We start from the raw sequence: 16,945 nt of genomic DNA, 5'->3' as shown, positions 1-16,945 counted from the left end.
AGTCACTTCCGAAACATCATGATGGTTAAGCCGTTTTTGGTTACTACTTTTAGCGTGCCACTCTCCGTTAATTCACTAAGATTGAAAGCGTCATACAGCTCGTTAATGACCTTCTGCTTTCGATCTTCTTTCTTGCGTTTATCCCATTGCTTCCAGATGATTCTTGCCATCCACTCGCCTGTTTTAAACATGATGAACAAGTAACCCGCAAAGGCTAAACCAACATTTAGGTAATCGCTCATAGTGGCTTCTCCGGCACTGTAGGGAGTGGCATCCAGTATTTGATATATGGGGCCCTATCTGAGCTGTACCACCGCATGACTGGAGTTTCATAAGCTGTATGGCAGAAATCCATGACATGCATCACCCAGCATTTTGCATAAAATTCAGGGTAGTGACACGCAACTAAATAGTCTCCTGATTTATCAGGTAGCCGGTCACTGCATTTAATCCAGTCTTGCGTTATCTTCCAACCGTTAGGTATTAAACATTCACCAATATCTACTTGTGGTACATTTTCAAAATTTATGGCTGCCTCAGAAACTTCAACGGCTCGTACTAGATTTGTTTTATTTATTCCAGCTAGAGTGAAAAATCCTAAATGGTCTTTTGATATGCGATTCGTTAACAAGCCAAGAAGTGCAGATTTATAATCAGGTATCTCCGGAGAGTTCAACTGTGGGGTGGTGTAGAGAGGTCTTGTGCAACCGGCATCATTTGCATAACTGAACGCTCCATCATCTAAGTCACAAGCGTCATTCCAATAAGCAACAGGCTCAGCTCTCTTTGCAGCTAACGCGATTCGGGCTAGGGAAAGTAATTCTCGAGGGCTTACTGGCATTTCATCACTAGTTGGAGTGTTATGAATCTCTTGCTGGCAGGAACTTATAATTTCTTCAATCTCTTCTACAGTAAAACTGTCTAATTCTTTCATGCCCTTTCTCCCAGCCATACAGCTACCCTTGAGGCCCATTCTTTGTCAGTAATAAGAGCATTTCCTATCCATTTAGTTATGCCCTTGGGGGAATATGGAGATCCACGAAGGATTAATTGTTTGCAATTTTTTCTCGGGCCTCTAAGTCTTATTGCGCAATCAGCATATGCAGAGTTGACCATGACTACATAACCCATAGGCGCTGGAATTACCCACGAGTCGCAGCCGAAAACCACAAAGTGCTTTGCCTTTCTTCGGCCTTTAAGTATCCGCTGAGGGATGATGCTGCCTTTTTTAAAAAATTCGCCGCGTGATTTAAGTTCTGTCACTGTTAAGTCACTCATTCACTCTCTCCCTTGATTCGAATGCCAGCAATTGCAAGGCGAGCCATAGTGATCTCTTTTGAGATAGCCTTGCCGATTTCTTCCGTATTGATAGCAGGAGGTAATATCACCTCGATCGCCCGTCTGGATACTTGCCACCACTTCCATGCGTCGCGGGAAGCAAGTGAGTAGTAATCAATTTCAGGATCTTCATCAGTGCCGTGGTTGTACATCTTAAGCAGCATTTCAATATATGCATTGCCGGCGTGTTGCTTGCGGAATTCAGCTTCAAACTCTTCACGCGATTTAGTTATGTCCATCATGCCTCTCTCTTCGATTCGTATCTGGCGCAGGTGATAGCAGTCCAAGCAATCAACTCCGCGCGTTTCATGTGAAGTTCTTTTAGCCGTTCAAGCCAGATAACTACTGGTCCGGTATAGCCGTTGTGAGCAAGTCGAATATATTGCTCAATAGTTAATTCATCTTCGTGTGTGAGTTCCATCAGAAACCACCTTGTTGCTTGGATGACCGGCGATCTGATTCATCAGCCTTTGCTCTAGCTTGAGTCTGGTCACAGTCATAAATTGCCCCGAATCTTTGCTCCACATACACGACGCCGTTTTCACCGTGGCGATTAAGCTTCATCAGCAGCTCTGTATCATGCTGATTGGCGTTATCGTCGTAAGCACCAGCGCGGTATATGCCGAGCCAGTAGTCACAGTCCTGTTCGATTTGTCCGGTATCGCGGGAGTCGCTGGGGAGTGGGCGTTTGTTGGTACGCTTTTCCAAATCACGGTTAAGCTGGGTCAGCAGCACAACGACGCAATCCAGTTCTTTAGCGAGGTTCTTAAGTCCTTTGGTGATCATCCCGTAAGCCAAGTCGTTTCGATCAGCTTTCTCGGCTTTCATCAGCGTCAGGTAGTCAACTAACACCATGCCGACAACGCCACGCTCTCGCTTAATACGACGACATTCTGAAACAATGTGCGCCAGTGAAAGGCCCGGTGTGTCGTCGATGTAGAGATTGCCGTTAGTAGCCAGCTCTACGCCCTTGGCAGAAGCCAGAGCAAACCGGTTATCGTCGTACCCATCAAGATAGAAATTCTTGCTTGATACGCCGGATATCTGGGTGATCATCCGTTCGGCCAGTTGCAAATCAGGCATTTCAAGACTGAACGCCAGCGCTGGTAACTTCTCATTCATCGCGCAGTTGATAGCCATGTTGAGGTAGAACGTGGTTTTACCCATCTTCGGACGCGCACCAACGACGAATAGCGACCCCTTCACAATGCGCTTAGGTTCCAGCATGGCATCCAGTGACGCGATCCCGCTGGTTAGTCCGATAGCACTTTGGTCGCCAGCAAATCGCTTCTCCACGACATCAACCCAATCCGTAAATACATCTTCGAACCGGCGTAAGCCTCGCTGATTACCTGTTTTGGCGTGATCTGCTATCTGCGAAAACAGCGATTGAGCCGCCTCGAATTTCTCCTCTGCCGTCATGCCGTCATTTGCATAGAACAGCTCAGTGATTTTATTGGCTTTCTCAATTCCGTAACGCTTCATAGCTCGATCGCGGATCACGTTCGCATAAGCGACAATGTTCGCGGCACTGGGTGTGTACTTGGATAGCTCAGCCAGATAACCGAACCCGCCGACCGTATCCAGCTCACCGCTATCACCGAGAGATTCCGATAACGTGATCAAGTCTAACGGTTGCTGCTGACTGTCCAGACGACGCAAACCTTCGTAAATAACGCGGTGTGGGCGACTGAAAAATGATTCAGACTTGAGGATTGAAAACACAGCTCGGCACCGATCAGTGTCACCGCCGTCAATCATCAGCCCACCAAGGACACTCTGCTCAGCTTCAAGGCTGTGCGGAGGTAATTTATAATCAATGGTCATCCTTGGCCCCCTCGCGGACTAGCAGGTAAGTTTCGTCGTTCAGAAAATATTCCAACCCCTTTTTCTGCCACGTCTTGCCAGAACGAGCATCAGGTCTGTTTTCCAGCATCCAGCGGCAATTGGTGGAAATGTAAGTCAGGTAGGCTTTCCAGCTTTCCAGCGTGAATGGCTGGCTGTCCAGTTGCCTAGTTATCTTGCTGGCTTTCACCCAGAAAGTTTTGATCAGGTTACGGCGTTTGTCGCTGAGTGCTCTGATGCCTTTAGCTTCTGGTAGGATGTCGTGATAAACATTGACCACATCTTCACAACTGAATGACGGTTTTTTCTTTCCAGCTTTATCGGCTGAAGAGGTACTCTCTATTACGTTAGTAATAGAGTTATTAGTTACTTCATTGTTTGTGGCACTTTGTTGGTAATCTGTTGGCACAACCTCGCCGCCAGCGCTTGGTATCAGCGGGTTTGCGATGGCACTTTGTTGGTAATCTGTTGGCACTAAATTTGGCTGATATTCGTCGTATTTTGTGACGTAAATTAGTGAGAATTTCTTGGTGGTTGACTTAGTGATCATCCCAAGTTTTTCAAATTTACCGATGAGATATTTGATGCGGTTTCCTGTGATACCGGTTGCCAATTCCAGCTTATTACGACCGGTCATAAATTCACCGCGACGAACCATGACATCACCTAGCTCAGTACTAACTATTGCCGGTGCGTGATTGGCGGTAAGGATGAAATGGAACCACAGGTGAACAGCTTCAGAATCCGTCCTGTAGAAAGGCAGATCCATTATTTTTCTATGCATCAAGGCAAACCCCTTACCGGTTGCCTCCGGCCTTGCTGTGTCTGGTTGACGAAACGCTAAGACGTTACTCATTGGCTTTCTCCCGATCAGCCTTAAGTCCACGGAAAATCTCAGCGAACTTGTGATCAAATAGTGGATTGTCGTTGCAGACCATGACTAACTCGTCAGGCTTGGCGGATCGCTGCTGAGTAACCTCTCGCTGCTTTGCGTTAGTTTTCTTTCGCATGTATAATTACCTCTAGAAAGACATAGTTATCTGTTGTTCTGAAGCCTCGACTGCCATCGGGGCTTTTTGCTTTCCGGTCACCGCAATCACAGCCTGCCTTGCGATTTCCCTTATTACGCTCGTCTCCCATATCTTCTCCAGAAGAACAAACGTCACTGCCATGTCATGTACGTTTAACCGGCTTACCTTTGATTCGGCCCAGCCAGCCTCCCGCGCAAACTTGCTCTGTCCCTTGATAGCCATTCGGCTTCGTAGCTCAGATTCAACTTCCATAATTCTCTTGCTGTTACTTGCACGTTCCATTGCGTACTCTTCCCTTGTGATTTGAATGTTGTTGTTCCTCCCCGATGGTCTGGGGATTTAGTTTTGATGGGCGCTTTTCAGCGCAGAGGATTTAATGAGCGGCGGTGATTAAGCGGCGTTAAGTTGATTTGTAGGTAACCCGTCAGTTTTGTTCGGGTAGTCATCACTGTTTAATTCATGGGGTGTTACCGCCCAATTGGTTGCCTCTGACCATTGAATGGCCTTGCGTCCCTTTGGTTTGTAACGACCAGCAATAACTTGACTAACAAAACCCTGAGTAACACCGGCAGCAACTGCATAGTCAGCTTGGCTAATGCCGTTCTGTTTTAGGTAATCATTCAGATTCATATCTATCTCCATTTGCTAGATACGACAATATTAGTGCTACTGATTAAGAAAAGCAATAGCTGCACTATTTGTTAATTATTAGCAATACGAATAAAGTCGCGAGCATGGCAAAGAAAAATGTAATTACTGAAGAAGACTTGAAAATTGCGGATCGCTTAAAGCAAATTTGGGATAGAAAAAAAGACCAGTTAGGACTTAGCCAGGAAAAGGCGGCGGGAATACTTGGTTTTAGCACTCAAGCAGCTATAAGCCAATTCCTTAATGGCAAGACTTCTCTTAACACAGAAAATATCCTCAAATTCTCTGCGCTGCTTGATGTAGCACCGGAGGAAATTAATCCATCTATCGGGCCACTGCTTGCACATGTAAGGGCAACGGCACAGACAACTAATTATAAGGATCCGACTCCAGCTTATGGTTACCCATTGATTAGTTGGGTTCAGGCTGGAGCATTTAGCGAGATTGATGGGTCATTCACTGAAAGAGATGCCATCAGGTTAGTGGACTCCACTAAAAGAGCCGGGAATAACGCATTTTGGCTGGAAGTTAAAGGCGACTCAATGACGGCTCCTGTAGGGGTTAGCTTCCCAGAGGGCATGCTCATTCTTGTTGACCCTGACAGGGCTGTTCACGATGGTGATTTATGTGTTGCATATTTGACGAACAAAAAAGCAGCCACCTTCAAGAAATACGTTGAGGACGCGGGGGATCACTTCCTTAAACCGCTTAATCCATCTTGGCCATTGACGGTAATCGATGAGGACTGCCGCATCATCGGTAAAGTTATCGATGCTACGTGGGAAGATTTGGACAGCTAACCCACTGCTAGCCCATAGAGGGGTGGGTAATATTTAACTAAGAGTTAGCTGTTTTTACATAATAAACTTTATTAAGAGGTTGCCATGTCAGCAATGTGGGGAGGGAAGAAATTGGAAAAAGAAGATGATCCAAGCCAGAATGAAGCACCAGAGCAAGGCAATCTTTTCGAGCTAGAATTTAATGACTATACCCCATCAAGCCTCGGGACTGCGCACCTTTCTGGCTTCGCTATCGCCAGTGATGAAATGGAATATGCAGTAAAAGGTTCAACAAGTAATATCACGATTCCAGTTCAGAACCCCTCTCAAGTCCCAGCGGCAGAATGGTTCTGTACAAATTTGGCGGAGAGATGCGGTATAGCGACTCCAGTATGTAAAGTATTGAAATGTATATCAGACGGCGAATATGTTTTTGGGTCAAGAATTGAGCTTTCTGCTTGGAAGAGCGGACTTAATGATGCTCAATGGATATCGATACTGTTCACCGCGAATGAGTCACTAAAAAAGCAGTTGTGGGCTATTTATGCGTTCGATCAGTTCGTGCATAACATAGATAGACATTTCAATAATTATCTATACATGAAAAATAGCCGAGACCAAGTTATCGTCAAGACTTTTGATTTTAGTTTGAGTTCATTTGTCATTGGCTGGCCAAGAAGTACAACAAGCACACTCCCTACGGATTCAAGCACCTGTATCAATTGGAGTATAGCAAAACAGTTTATCGGTGATACCGAAGAACTAAGGAAAGTGGGGCTAAACGTTCTTGACAAGATAGAAAGAATAGGTGTAGATGCCATCTCTGATATACTTAATGGTATGCCAGAAGACTGGATGCCTCCCATGCATAAAGATTATCTAATAAAATGGTGGGCAGGAGAGGGTAAAACAGAACGAATAAATGCCATACGCTTGGAGATAAGTTCATGAAAACATTTAAGTACAGCTTAATCAGAATAACGCCAAATCTCGAAAAAGGCGAAACGATTAATGTTGGGCTAATTGTATATCTGGACGAAGATATCGATGTGCGGATGCTGCATTCTGTTTCAAAACTTAGAGCAATAGATAAAAGCCTTGACCTGAATTATCTTGAAGAACTGACGGGTAACCTGTTTCATTTATCGAGCGCCATTAATGATATAAAAATGCTTCCACGGCTTTTTAAGGGGTCATTATCGCTATCTGAGTTTGGCGTTTTCACTGTAGGTAGTAGCGATAACTATGAAGCAAAGCTGAATGAATTGATGAATCGACTGGTCAACCCCCACAAAAAACCATATAAACGCGTAAACAAGAAAATATTCTTTGATATTAGGGATATGTTCAGTAAGCAAGGTATCCTTGGAAAATATAGTGAGGATATTTTTGAACATAAGGTTGTGGCAAATTACCCGATCAGCGCAGAAGAGGGGCTTGTGGCTGATTTCTTGTTAAAGAATGGGAAATATCATTTAACAGAAACACTAGATTTTAGAACGGAAAACGTAAAGAAGCAGATGGGTGAAGCGGCTATTAGCGCATTAACAATAAATAAAGCCGTTGAAATATATAGTAATAATATAGATTCATTTGTAATTTATGCAGCAGAAACAATGGCCCAAGAAAATAGCGCTAAACATCAGTTAAACTTATTGGGAAAGCATACTGATAACTTAATAAATGCATTTAGTCGCGATGATATGATGGTTTATTATGAGAAAATGATGAACGCCGCATCCCCGCTTCATTAATCACCTAACCCGGCCCCGCTGCCGGGTTTTTTGTGCCTGTAACTTGCTATGTAAAGAAACTCATCTACGCTAAGAGCACAACATCAGGGATTACAAATATATAAACTTAGTCTTTACCTTTGCCCACCGCGTCCCGTGTGGGCTTTTTTATGTCTGTAATCAGCCTTCTGGCGGTAATCTCAGAATATCAATAGCTAACTCGACGGCTAAAGTTACCTGTTCCTCCTGATACAGCACTTCTATCATCTCTGCTATCGACTCCTTCGACACTTCCCCACCTTCCGTTAGTAGCTGCATCACTGCGGTACCGATAACTTGCGCCACTTCTGGCCGCTGCTGCTCGAAAAACTCTTGTTCGCTATCCATATCTCACCCATCAAAGAATAAATTTCACCCAATTTAGCACACTTGACGACGTTTTTTCGGCTGGATGTTTGAGGGTAACCACTACATTGAAAAAATAAATACATATATAAATCAATAATAAGTAGCACTACTATAAATAATTATTAGAAGCACTATTGACCTTAATAATTAGTAGCACTATTATGAATCCATCGACACGGCAGGACGCCAAAAGTACGAAACGGATAGCACGCTCTTTAACAATCAAACGTAAGAATCCTCCGCAGCATCTTGAATGAGAATGCGGGCTAGTACCGGGAAGGTTAACAAAGTGGATAGTTGGCAAGGGAATCCGAGGGAACCAATCGCAAAGTATGCGCGATTATCTGGAAGGCTAATAACAAAGGCAGATAGCTTCCATCCTCTGTAACACGGCGAGTTCCACCATGGGCACAGCTTACGTTTGATAGTTACCAGAGCTTACCGCTCTTTAAGATAACTGCGCTGAAAAGCGCGAAGTACCAAAGCTAATGAGTTTTGGGATGGTGAATAGCTGGAGCTAACGACAGGTAATGCTGCGGGACTGAGAAAGCTATCGAGAGCGCTGTGATTGAAATAGGCACAGACACCATCACCAAAGCTTATTAACCGGAGGTAACACCATGGCTCATCAAGGTTATGACAACGCCAGACAGCGCCGTAACGATAAGCGCAAAGCTCTGACAGCAGCATACAACGCTCAACACGGCATCGTAGAACCAGAGTCACGCGAAGTTAAGCGCCCAACTCTGCGATTGAACCGCAAGCCTAACAGCCGCATAGAAAGCGCCATTACGCCTATCAGCTTTGAATACAGAGCGCAGATAGAGAAAGCCGCTGAGTTTTACGTGGCACTAGCTGAGAAAGCATCAGAGAAGCGCCAGCGCGCAAATATGAAAATTAGCGGTAACTTTGACCAGCAAATCAACGCTCGTCAAAAACAGCGCGGACACAGCATACCGTTAATTTAGAGGCCCACCACATAGTTAAGTGATGAAATTATGAAAATTAAGAATATGGAAGTAGCAGTTCAGGTTGTCGCAGCCCAGTGTTTGACCAAACAATTGGAAGAGCAATTAGTTCTTTGCACCACGGTGCAAACGGAGAAAGCAAAAGAGATTGCCGCCGCCGTCCGCACTGCTTTTGAAGAATTACTCAGTGATTAATAAGGAATATCTTCTTATTGCTTGTCCTTTTTGAAATGCTGTACAGCTTGGTCATACATTTTTAACAGATTATCCATATTTCCAGAGCTGTGCATTGGCACTTTATCTCCACGAATTAACTCTACTACCAGTTGTAGCGCAGCCTTCTCAGGTAAAACTGTTGGATCAGAAATGGGTTCTGACATTCTCAATTCCTTATTTTGACTGTGGAATAACCAACATATCAATTTTCCTTGACTGTGGAAAGCAGGGAAACCACGGCTGGGCGTGGCTAAATAACCCAGCACAAATTATAGAAGGTCACTTAGGCGGCCTTTTTTATTGCCTAAATTGGCGTAACTGAGGAATGAATGATGAGTCAATATCGAAACATAAGCATTGAGTGGCTTCAGCGAATGCATGCGGATGGATATGTAGCTCTGTGTGACGGTGATTTGCAGGAAGTATTAGATTTCATTTCGGAACCCCAGTGACCTTACCCCTGCCACTTAACCGGTGGCAGCAATAAGACCACTAGATGAGGTGATGTATGGAAATTGAAGAGTATGCAAAAGCAGCGATGTCGTCAGTAATTCAACGGTATGAGTCAGTTAACATAGATAATATCGATGTGATTAACGACATCGCCCATCGCAGTTTCCTGCTCGGTGAAGCAATGAAGTGGGAAGAAGAACGACGTAAAAAAATAAGCGAAGATGAGTATTTAAATACTCTCGCCACGCTCGGAAAGCAATAACCCTCCCCACCCCCACCAATCCCCAGAGTAAATAACTGACAACTGTCGGTGTTTTGCTGTGGGACAAACACAAGGAAATGAGCATGGCAGATGAAAAAAAGGAACTGGCACTCGTCACGCTGCCGGTCGAGAAAGCAGATTTAGAGGTCGCTTTACTCAATGACAAATTCATTGATGAGCTGATTGATAACGTTCGTAAGACAGCCGGTTCGGTAGTTGGTGACTTGAAGACTGCAAAGGGCCGCGGTGTATACATCACGATGGCTGACCAAGTACGCAAATCCAAAGCAGCATTTGAGGTTCGCGCTAAAGAGTTGGTTGCTGAACTAAAAGCACGCCCCGCCCTGATAGATGCCAATCGAAAAAAGTTTCGTGATGAGCTGGATAATATTGCAGTAGCAATCCGAAAGCCGGTAACGGACTGGGAGTCTGAACAGGAGCGCATTCGCCAAGAGGAAGAAGCAAAGGCTGAGGCTGAACGCTATAGCAAGATGCGCGACGATGCTGACAAAGACAATGCCGCTTTCGATTTGGCAAAGGCTAAAGAGCTAGCACTTCAAATAGAGGTGGCCCACGCAACAGCCCTACTGGACGACTATGAACGCGACCGAACCCTCGCGGAGCAAAAATCGGAAGCAGAGCGCCTTCGTATCGCTCACGAAGAAGAGTTAAAGCGTCTGGCGGTAGAGCAGGCGAAGCGAGATGCTGATGAAAAGATTCAACTGGAACGCGAAGAGGCTGCTCATCGTGAGTCCGTGTTAAAGGCTCGGGCGGAACAAGCAGAGCGTGACCGTATCGCAGCAGAACAAAAGGCCGAGCAAGACAAGAAGGATGCAGCCGCTAAAGCTGAGCGCGAGAAGCAGGAAGCTATCGCAGCCGAACAACGGAAAGCGCAGGAAACCGCTGACCGTATCCAGCGCGAAGATCAGCAAAAAGAAGAAGCACGTTTGGCCGAAGAGAAGCGTGTTGCTGATGAGGCGGCGGCCCGCGCGAAAGATGTTGAACACCGTCGCACCATCAACCGCCAAGCGGTAGCCGACTTAATTGCAAACGGATTGCCAGAAGATTGCGCACAGAAATGTGTAGCCGCTATCGCTAAAAACCTCATTTCCTCTGTTTGTATCACTTACTAATTAAACCGGAGTATCCCATGCATACCTTTTGTATAGCAGGGTGGCCTTGCGTGGGCTGCTCTGAAACTTTGCTCGACCGTATATTCCGCAACGCCAAGAACGCAGCTAAGCGGCTTATTGAGATATTAAACCAGCTGGGTGAACCATGAGAATAAAACCGAATGGTGACGGAACGGTTACCGCATCTCAGGTGCACAACGGATTCAAAAAGCGTTACACAAAGTCATTCCCTGATAATGCAAAAGGTATTCATGACGCCTATTTGTGGTGCCGAATTATCTGGCTTGGCTGGGATGACTCACAAGATGTGGAGCATGCAGCATGACGGTATCAATCGGAAAGCTGCCAGCAACGGATGCTGAATGGCTGGAGTTAATGCACTCAGAACTTGAAAGTGAGCTCGGCGAGTCATGGATGGAAACCGAATCAAGAAACCAAGGGACAACCAAGGCATCTCCACTAGTAACGCTAAGTGAGTTTGCTGGTAACTTTAACTGAGAGATAAATCATGAAATTTGAAAAGGCTATGAGAAAGAAAGCCAAGCTACGGCTGGCGCTTACAGGCCCGAGCGGTTCAGGGAAAACATACAGCGCCTTGCTGATAGCTAAAGGGATTGGTGGCAAGACGGCTGTAATTGATACCGAAAAAGGTAGCGCGTCGCTTTATTCAGACGTTTCAGACTTTGACGTTCTGGAACTAGATGCACCATTCTCGCCAGAGCGATTCATAGAAGCCATTCACGCAGCAGAGCAAGCTGGCTATGACAATCTTATTATCGACAGCATCACCCATGAGTGGGGTGGCGTAGGTGGCTGTCTTGAGCTTGTTGATACGATTGCAAAAGCTAAGTTCCGTGGAAATTCATGGTCAGCTTGGAGTGAAATCAATCCGCGGCATCGTTTGTTTTTGGATGCGATCCTTAGCACCGGCATGCATGTAATTGCAACCATGCGAAGTAAAACAGAAACCGCTCAGATTGAAGAGAATGGGCGCAAAAAGGTGGCTAAGTTAGGGATGAAATCAGAACAGCGTGATGGCGTGGAATACGAATTCACTACCGTTCTAGATTTGGTGCATGAATCACATCACGCCAACGCCACCAAAGACCGTACAAAACTCTTTTCAAATTCTGATCCAGTAATTATCTCCGAAGAAACAGGCAAGAGATTGATTGAATGGCTTGAATCAGGCGTAAACCCACATGATGAAGCATTAAAGCATTTCACCGCCCTAGCAACATCCGCAAATTCTGTTGAAGAGCTTAAACCAGCATTTGAAGAGGCATGGCGCACATTACGCGGGACTGAACAGCAAGCCATAGCGAAAGATGTATATGACATTCGAAAATCCGAACTGGAGCAAGCGGCATGAGCAAGGGCATAAATAAAGTAATTCTGGTGGGTAACCTTGGGAAGGATCCTGAGGTTCGTTATATGCCGAACGGCGGCGCGGTAGCCAGCATTACCCTTGCTACATCGGAAAGTTGGCGGGACAAGGCGACAGGCGAGCAAAAGGAAAAAACTGAGTGGCACCGGATTGTGCTGTTTGGGAAATTGGCAGAAGTAGCTGGCGAGTACCTGCGGAAAGGTTCTCAGGTCTACATCGAAGGAGCATTACAAACAAGGAAGTGGCAAGACCAATCAGGACAAGATCGCTACACAACGGAAGTAGTGGTCAATGTCGGCGGTACCATGCAGATGCTGGGCGGGAAGCAAGGTGATTCGCAGGGAGCACAGGGCCAAGGACGGCAAAACCAGAATCGGCAATCCAGTGGGCAATCTACTGGACAGAGTGAGCCACCAATGTTCGAAGAAGAACCACCATATTGAGGTGATAGCTATGGAGAATAACCAGCAAATAACAGTTGTTCGATTTTACAACGCGAATAAAAACTCGTGGAAATTTCCAGATGGAAAAGTGATTTTTTCTTTCGCAGAAGCTAATGCCAAGGCCAAAGAGCTTGGTATGACTTTGGAAACCGACAGTAAATGGCGATTTTCTAACTCACACTAAGCGCCATCCCCGCTGGTAATCCCATGACAATCAGAACAAATAACTATGCAGACATAATTGCAGGATGCCTCGCGGCTTTTGATTGTGCAAAGCGGGGAGAAGAACACGATCGGCTTAACAAGATGATTATCAGGACGATAGGCAGGATAACGGCGAGTCACCCTCGCTGCCCTGCTCACTTGTTACCCCTTGAGCGGCAGCCGTTCAGCTTAAGCAATCCTGCACCGATTATTTTAAGCAATATTGATCGTGAATATTACGGAATCGGCTGGTCTGTCAAGCAAGGCTAATCCCCCACCCCACTTAAAGCAGCTAGTCTGCTGAGGACTTTCTATGTCTGAAAATACTGATTATGAAACGTTAGAGGCTGAGTACATCGAACTAGACAAAAACTATCGAGCTGTCGCTGCTGAGAACATGTTACTGAAAGTTGCCGCAAGAGACATGCTTAGTGGATGGAAAGCGATTCGCCAGAACGGTGGTGAAAGTGAAATTTACGGCATTGGTTGGGACAGGTCGCAAAGCGCGGTTGAGTCAGCACTAAATACTCCAGCCACCACTCAAGCGATTAACGAGATAAAGGCGCAGGGTGTCGAGGAACAGGTTTCACGTCTTGAAGGTGAGTATGGTGAGCTTGATGACGTATGCGTGATGGTATTTCGTGATTTGCGAGAGTTCGCCGCCGCCCGCGATGGTGAGTGTCATCACAAAGATTGCCCTCAGATCCGTGATAACGAGCCGACCGCTACCGGACGACATTGCCCTATTGATAATTGGGATGATGAATAATGGAAAGAGAAGAGCGCTATATCGTAATTAAACGTTCTGATGCAGAAAAATACCTTGGTCATTTTAATTTTCAACTTCTGGATACGCTAGAAAATAGCATTAAAAAAGGGCGTGATATTGAGAGTAAGCCCCCATTGCAGTGTGTTGTAGTTGAGTCTGATTGGCCTGAATATGAAACCGTGTGGTCCATGATTGAAAGCCGTGTTGATGGAATATCGGAGGCGGTGAAACCGCGCGAACCTGTATCTTTTGATGCGCTAGCAGATGCAGTTCAGCATGTTACCGGCGGTATTCGCATGGAATTTGACTCTAAATCTGACAAGGGCCACCAAGCTGTGCCATTTATGAATTTCAATTCACTATCTCGCATCGTTGAAATGTTCCGCGCACCTATTAATCCGGTTGAAGGGGGTGAGTAGTGGCAGAACTAACAGCAGCAGAAAAGAAATGGGTTAAGCAGGTCAATGCATTGCTTGCTAAATGCCCGTCAAATCGGCTCGGTTTCTACACGATCGGCGATAGCAACGTTATGCTTTATGACGCGAAACAGTTCAAAGATAAAGGGTTGGAGAATGACCATCGTGACCTCATTGGCGTATTAGCCGACCATGACCTTGCGTTTGATGAAGCATTCGACCTTGATTTTCCGAATGACGTCGAGGGGGTGTGCGGATGAGCAAACTGGCAGAGGGGAATGCAGATGCTGAGTAAAGAAACATTGGAGAATATAAAACAACAGCGAATTGATGTTGACGGAAATATTGGCTCAGAAATGGCCACTGAACTGCTAGCGCTGCGTGAGCAACTTGAAGCGCTTAAGCAGCAGGATCCTATCGGTCAGGTTATTTTCGGCGGTTACAATTCAGGCGGCACACGCGATGTTAGCGTGGTGTGCCTACATGACCAGGCTGATTGGGATAACTTTCAAGATGGCACATTGCTGTTCATGGAGCCAAGGCCAGCAGGTGACTAAATGCTAATAGGCTTTGTTCTTCTCGTCAGTTCCTGCTTTAACGATAGTTGCGATGCCCTACCAGTTACCGAAGATATTTACCCTACTCAATCCGAATGCCAAGTCATGTTAGCGCGAATTAAAGAGCGAAGGCCTGATGCTGTGCTCATGTGCAGCGAAGTCTATCGGTAACCGCGCTATACTCCAATAAAGTAAGCGGAGGGTAAGCAAATGGCGCGTCGTCAGGATGTACCAATAGCCTTTATAGCCTCAATCGTCATTGAGCCAAGTGGTCGGAAAGTTGTTACAACCGCTCGATTTATTACTGAGCTTGAAAAGGTTAATCATCACTACAGCCCATCACAGGCTAACGACTACATAGTCAGATATGAAAGAAACTGGAAGCTTCTGGAAGAGAAAGATAACGGATTAAACACTTACTTTATGTTCAACAGTTACTAAGCGTCACCACCTCAATGAACCTCGCTAATGCGGGGTTTTTTATTGGGAGTAAATCATGAGCGACTCATTCGAAAAGTGGCTCAACGAGCCTATCGGCCCTAACGGTGAACAACGCCGCTACGTCCTCAGCATACCCCGTCAACACTTCGCTAAAACAGTATGGAACGATTGCGAGAAAGCAATCAAAGGGAAACGGACTTCATCTAAATAACTGGAGATTCCCTATGACTATTTCAATGCTCCCCGTCGAGCGCAAATTCCCGCTGCCCGCTGAATTAACGGGCCGTATTAATGACCTTATTCACGAATATGAAGGTGAGATAGGACTCAGTGAAGTGCTTGGCGTGCTGGAGATAGTCAAGTTTGGATTGCTAAACCAACAAGCAAATGAGGTGGCTTAATGTGCGATGAAGTAGACCAAGCCAAAAGCCTCGAATTACACACAATTGAAATCGGTATCGCCAATCGCAAGCCCGCAATGGCATTCACCGGATTCTGCCACTTCTCAGAGTGTCGCCAGCCAATAACTAGAGGCCTGTTCTGTGACGAAGGATGCCGTGACGACTTCGAAATCGATGAGCGCAGAAAAAGGAATTCGGCATGAGTAGAGGAACGATTATTTGCCTGTGCGACCTGACTGGAATTATGGCGGGACCGTGGGTTACGGCTGGGTATGATGCAATTTTGATTGACCCTCAGCATATCGAGAAAAGTAACCAGGAAAGAATACGAAAGTGGCCAGAGACAGTTCTCACGGCAGCCGGCGCATTGGGTGACGTTATCCGTAAAGAGAAAATCGTTTTTGTTGCAGGGTTCCCGCCATGTACTGATGTGGCAGTAAGCGGTGCCGCCCACTTTGAAAAGAAACGCAAAGCTGATATCCACTTTCAAGCAAAGGCGGCACTGGTGGCTGAACAATGCCGGATGATTGGCGAAATAACCGGAGCTCCCTGGTTCTTTGAAAACCCTATTAGCGTTTTCAGTGGCATATTCGGGAAACCAGATTTCATCTTTAATCCGAGCGACTACGGCGGCTATCTGCCAGTTGATGACGTTCATCCAACCTACCCCGATTACATTGCCCCGCGTGATGCCTATCCCAAGAAAACATGCCTATGGACCGGGGGAGGGTTTGTTATGCCAGATAAGTTGCCTGTTCCTGTTCCTGATGGTTATTCAACTCAGCACCTTAAATTGGGTGGAAAGTCAGATCGAGTGAAGAACATTCGAAGCGCCACACCCCGAGGTTTCGCTGAAGCGGTTTACCAAGCCAACGCTCTGCATCTGAAAGCGTTAAGAGAGGCTGCATGAGTGATTTTGGCGGCAGCCACACACCGGACAGCCTGAAAGATTTATGGATGACACCAGCCGACATATTCACCGCACTGGATATTGAATTCGGATTTTATCTCGATGCGGCCGCTAGTCACAAAAGCGCCCTCTGCGCCCGATACCTCACAGAGAAAGACGATGCACTTAATAGTGCATGGGAAAGTTATGGAGCCATCTGGTGCAATCCCCCCTACTCCGATATCTCGCCATGGGTAACAAAGGCCGCCGAGCAATGTAAGCAGCAACTCCAAACCGTGGTGATGCTTGTCCCCGCTGACTCATCTGTCGGTTGGTTTAGCCAAGCACTGCAATCAGTCGATGAGGTGCGATTCATTACTGATGGCCGGATATCGTTTCTGCGTTCTGATACTGGCAAGCCAATTAACGGCAATAACAAAGGATCGCTGCTATTCATCTGGCGGCCATTCATTAAACCTCGCTGTATGTTCACCACAGTTAAACGCGATGAGCTAAAGGCGATTGGCAATGAAATATTATCTGGGAGTAAAGCAGCATGAAACTACCAAAAATATCAGACGGCATATGGTTCTTTGTCGTCATCATCACATGGGCGGTACTGGC

General features: G+C 46.0%; 34 protein-coding genes. 22 read left to right on the top strand and 12 right to left on the bottom strand.

Features of this window, described 5'->3' with window-relative positions:
* Positions 1–2: 2 nt before the first annotated feature.
* The 10 genes from DA391_RS09105 to DA391_RS09065 form a co-directional block, all read right to left on the bottom strand.
* Entirely contained in the window at positions 3–242 is a 240-nt protein-coding gene (locus tag DA391_RS09105) for a DUF4752 family protein (protein ID WP_108087579.1), read from the bottom strand.
* Positions 239–934, bottom strand: a complete 696-nt coding sequence (locus DA391_RS09100; RefSeq protein ID WP_159074565.1) for a DUF551 domain-containing protein — start codon at positions 932–934, stop codon at positions 239–241. The genes DA391_RS09105 and DA391_RS09100 overlap by 4 nt, the downstream gene beginning before the upstream one ends.
* Entirely contained in the window at positions 931–1,278 is a 348-nt protein-coding gene (locus DA391_RS09095; protein ID WP_108087577.1) for a hypothetical protein, read from the bottom strand. Before DA391_RS09095 ends, DA391_RS09100 begins: the two co-directional genes overlap by 4 nt.
* The gene (locus tag DA391_RS09090; RefSeq protein WP_108087576.1) at positions 1,275–1,580 is read right to left on the bottom strand and encodes a hypothetical protein; all 306 of its coding nucleotides are present in this window, start codon (positions 1,578–1,580) and stop codon (positions 1,275–1,277) included. The genes DA391_RS09095 and DA391_RS09090 overlap by 4 nt, the downstream gene beginning before the upstream one ends.
* Entirely contained in the window at positions 1,577–1,759 is a 183-nt protein-coding gene (locus DA391_RS09085; RefSeq protein ID WP_098904795.1) for a hypothetical protein, read from the bottom strand. The genes DA391_RS09090 and DA391_RS09085 overlap by 4 nt, the downstream gene beginning before the upstream one ends.
* Positions 1,759–3,165, bottom strand: coding sequence for a DnaB-like helicase C-terminal domain-containing protein (locus tag DA391_RS09080; RefSeq protein ID WP_108087575.1), 1,407 nt, complete (start codon positions 3,163–3,165; stop codon positions 1,759–1,761). The genes DA391_RS09085 and DA391_RS09080 overlap by 1 nt, the downstream gene beginning before the upstream one ends.
* On the bottom strand, positions 3,155–4,039 hold the full coding sequence (locus DA391_RS09075) for a DNA replication protein (RefSeq protein ID WP_108087574.1): 885 nt from the start codon (positions 4,037–4,039) through the stop codon (positions 3,155–3,157). The genes DA391_RS09080 and DA391_RS09075 overlap by 11 nt, the downstream gene beginning before the upstream one ends.
* A complete protein-coding gene (locus DA391_RS24185; RefSeq protein ID WP_159074564.1) occupies positions 4,032–4,193 on the bottom strand; it encodes a hypothetical protein in 162 nt (53 codons plus the stop codon). Before DA391_RS24185 ends, DA391_RS09075 begins: the two co-directional genes overlap by 8 nt.
* 12 nt (positions 4,194–4,205) lie before the next feature.
* Entirely contained in the window at positions 4,206–4,496 is a 291-nt protein-coding gene (locus DA391_RS09070; protein ID WP_048619603.1) for a CII family transcriptional regulator, read from the bottom strand.
* A 108-nt stretch (positions 4,497–4,604) separates the two neighbouring features.
* Positions 4,605–4,844 (bottom strand): helix-turn-helix domain-containing protein, encoded by a 240-nt coding sequence (locus DA391_RS09065; protein WP_057631540.1) that lies wholly within the window; start codon positions 4,842–4,844, stop codon positions 4,605–4,607.
* A 104-nt stretch (positions 4,845–4,948) separates the two neighbouring features.
* Here DA391_RS09065 and DA391_RS09060 point away from each other — a divergent pair, with 104 nt between their 5' ends.
* From DA391_RS09060 to DA391_RS09050, 3 genes are all read left to right on the top strand, one after another.
* A complete protein-coding gene (locus tag DA391_RS09060; protein ID WP_099466419.1) occupies positions 4,949–5,662 on the top strand; it encodes a LexA family protein in 714 nt (237 codons plus the stop codon).
* 84 nt (positions 5,663–5,746) lie between these two features.
* Positions 5,747–6,592, top strand: a complete 846-nt coding sequence (locus DA391_RS09055; RefSeq protein ID WP_108087573.1) for a HipA family kinase — start codon at positions 5,747–5,749, stop codon at positions 6,590–6,592.
* A complete protein-coding gene (locus DA391_RS09050) occupies positions 6,589–7,395 on the top strand; it encodes a DUF3037 domain-containing protein (protein WP_108087572.1) in 807 nt (268 codons plus the stop codon). The genes DA391_RS09055 and DA391_RS09050 overlap by 4 nt, the downstream gene beginning before the upstream one ends.
* A gap of 159 nt (positions 7,396–7,554) precedes the next feature.
* On the opposite strand, the gene DA391_RS09045 is transcribed toward DA391_RS09050, so the two are convergent.
* Positions 7,555–7,761 carry a hypothetical protein gene (locus DA391_RS09045; protein ID WP_108087571.1) on the bottom strand — a complete coding sequence of 69 codons (207 nt, stop codon included), beginning with the start codon at positions 7,759–7,761 and terminating at the stop codon, positions 7,555–7,557.
* A 641-nt stretch (positions 7,762–8,402) separates the two neighbouring features.
* Here DA391_RS09045 and DA391_RS09040 point away from each other — a divergent pair.
* Together DA391_RS09040 and DA391_RS24180 are read left to right on the top strand one after the other, a co-directional pair.
* Complete coding sequence (locus DA391_RS09040; protein WP_108087570.1) at positions 8,403–8,750, top strand: hypothetical protein; 348 nt, start codon at positions 8,403–8,405, stop codon at positions 8,748–8,750.
* A 30-nt stretch (positions 8,751–8,780) separates the two neighbouring features.
* Complete coding sequence (locus DA391_RS24180; protein ID WP_159074563.1) at positions 8,781–8,945, top strand: hypothetical protein; 165 nt, start codon at positions 8,781–8,783, stop codon at positions 8,943–8,945.
* 14 nt (positions 8,946–8,959) lie between these two features.
* Here DA391_RS24180 and DA391_RS09035 read toward each other — a convergent pair whose 3' ends face one another.
* A complete protein-coding gene (locus DA391_RS09035; RefSeq protein WP_108087569.1) occupies positions 8,960–9,130 on the bottom strand; it encodes an ATP-NAD kinase in 171 nt (56 codons plus the stop codon).
* Between the two features lie 344 nt (positions 9,131–9,474).
* Between DA391_RS09035 and DA391_RS09030 the strand changes: the two genes are divergently transcribed.
* The 17 genes from DA391_RS09030 (at position 9,475) to DA391_RS08965 (ending at position 16,881) form a co-directional block, all read left to right on the top strand.
* Positions 9,475–9,681: a hypothetical protein gene (locus tag DA391_RS09030; RefSeq protein WP_098904806.1), complete on the top strand. Its 207-nt coding sequence runs from the start codon at positions 9,475–9,477 to the stop codon at positions 9,679–9,681.
* 83 nt (positions 9,682–9,764) lie between these two features.
* The gene (locus DA391_RS09025) at positions 9,765–10,814 is read left to right on the top strand and encodes a hypothetical protein (protein WP_108087568.1); all 1,050 of its coding nucleotides are present in this window, start codon (positions 9,765–9,767) and stop codon (positions 10,812–10,814) included.
* A 17-nt stretch (positions 10,815–10,831) separates the two neighbouring features.
* Entirely contained in the window at positions 10,832–10,963 is a 132-nt protein-coding gene (locus tag DA391_RS09020; protein WP_108087567.1) for a protease FtsH-inhibitory lysogeny factor CIII, read from the top strand.
* On the top strand, positions 10,960–11,139 hold the full coding sequence (locus DA391_RS09015) for a DUF5444 family protein (protein ID WP_108087566.1): 180 nt from the start codon (positions 10,960–10,962) through the stop codon (positions 11,137–11,139). The genes DA391_RS09020 and DA391_RS09015 overlap by 4 nt, the downstream gene beginning before the upstream one ends.
* Entirely contained in the window at positions 11,136–11,312 is a 177-nt protein-coding gene (locus DA391_RS24175) for a hypothetical protein (protein WP_159074562.1), read from the top strand. The genes DA391_RS09015 and DA391_RS24175 overlap by 4 nt, the downstream gene beginning before the upstream one ends.
* Positions 11,313–11,322: 10 nt before the next feature.
* The gene (locus DA391_RS09010; RefSeq protein ID WP_108087565.1) at positions 11,323–12,186 is read left to right on the top strand and encodes an ATP-binding protein; all 864 of its coding nucleotides are present in this window, start codon (positions 11,323–11,325) and stop codon (positions 12,184–12,186) included.
* On the top strand, positions 12,183–12,644 hold the full coding sequence (gene ssb, locus DA391_RS09005) for a single-stranded DNA-binding protein (protein ID WP_108087564.1): 462 nt from the start codon (positions 12,183–12,185) through the stop codon (positions 12,642–12,644). Before DA391_RS09010 ends, ssb begins: the two co-directional genes overlap by 4 nt.
* A 10-nt stretch (positions 12,645–12,654) precedes the next feature.
* Entirely contained in the window at positions 12,655–12,828 is a 174-nt protein-coding gene (locus DA391_RS24170) for a hypothetical protein (RefSeq protein WP_159074561.1), read from the top strand.
* A 333-nt stretch (positions 12,829–13,161) separates the two neighbouring features.
* The gene (locus DA391_RS09000) at positions 13,162–13,617 is read left to right on the top strand and encodes a hypothetical protein (protein WP_108087563.1); all 456 of its coding nucleotides are present in this window, start codon (positions 13,162–13,164) and stop codon (positions 13,615–13,617) included.
* Positions 13,617–14,036 (top strand): hypothetical protein, encoded by a 420-nt coding sequence (locus tag DA391_RS08995; protein ID WP_108087562.1) that lies wholly within the window; start codon positions 13,617–13,619, stop codon positions 14,034–14,036. The genes DA391_RS09000 and DA391_RS08995 overlap by 1 nt, the downstream gene beginning before the upstream one ends.
* The gene (locus DA391_RS08990) at positions 14,036–14,293 is read left to right on the top strand and encodes a hypothetical protein (protein WP_108087561.1); all 258 of its coding nucleotides are present in this window, start codon (positions 14,036–14,038) and stop codon (positions 14,291–14,293) included. The genes DA391_RS08995 and DA391_RS08990 overlap by 1 nt, the downstream gene beginning before the upstream one ends.
* Before the next feature lie 24 nt (positions 14,294–14,317).
* On the top strand, positions 14,318–14,590 hold the full coding sequence (locus DA391_RS08985; RefSeq protein ID WP_108087560.1) for a hypothetical protein: 273 nt from the start codon (positions 14,318–14,320) through the stop codon (positions 14,588–14,590).
* A gap of 210 nt (positions 14,591–14,800) precedes the next feature.
* On the top strand, positions 14,801–15,031 hold the full coding sequence (locus tag DA391_RS24165; RefSeq protein WP_159074560.1) for a DNA polymerase V: 231 nt from the start codon (positions 14,801–14,803) through the stop codon (positions 15,029–15,031).
* Between the two features lie 55 nt (positions 15,032–15,086).
* Positions 15,087–15,242: a hypothetical protein gene (locus tag DA391_RS24160; protein ID WP_155965387.1), complete on the top strand. Its 156-nt coding sequence runs from the start codon at positions 15,087–15,089 to the stop codon at positions 15,240–15,242.
* Positions 15,243–15,255: 13 nt separating this feature from the next.
* Positions 15,256–15,432 (top strand): hypothetical protein, encoded by a 177-nt coding sequence (locus DA391_RS24325; RefSeq protein WP_019212801.1) that lies wholly within the window; start codon positions 15,256–15,258, stop codon positions 15,430–15,432.
* 199 nt (positions 15,433–15,631) lie between these two features.
* The gene (locus DA391_RS08970) at positions 15,632–16,342 is read left to right on the top strand and encodes a Dcm methylase (RefSeq protein WP_108087558.1); all 711 of its coding nucleotides are present in this window, start codon (positions 15,632–15,634) and stop codon (positions 16,340–16,342) included.
* A complete protein-coding gene (locus tag DA391_RS08965) occupies positions 16,339–16,881 on the top strand; it encodes a phage N-6-adenine-methyltransferase (protein ID WP_108087557.1) in 543 nt (180 codons plus the stop codon). The genes DA391_RS08970 and DA391_RS08965 overlap by 4 nt, the downstream gene beginning before the upstream one ends.
* Positions 16,882–16,945: the final 64 nt, after the last annotated feature.

Source organism: Yersinia massiliensis (assembly GCF_003048255.1).
Classification (GTDB): Bacteria; Pseudomonadota; Gammaproteobacteria; order Enterobacterales; family Enterobacteriaceae; genus Yersinia; species Yersinia massiliensis_A.
This window is presented reverse-complemented; position numbering and strand designations above follow the sequence as displayed.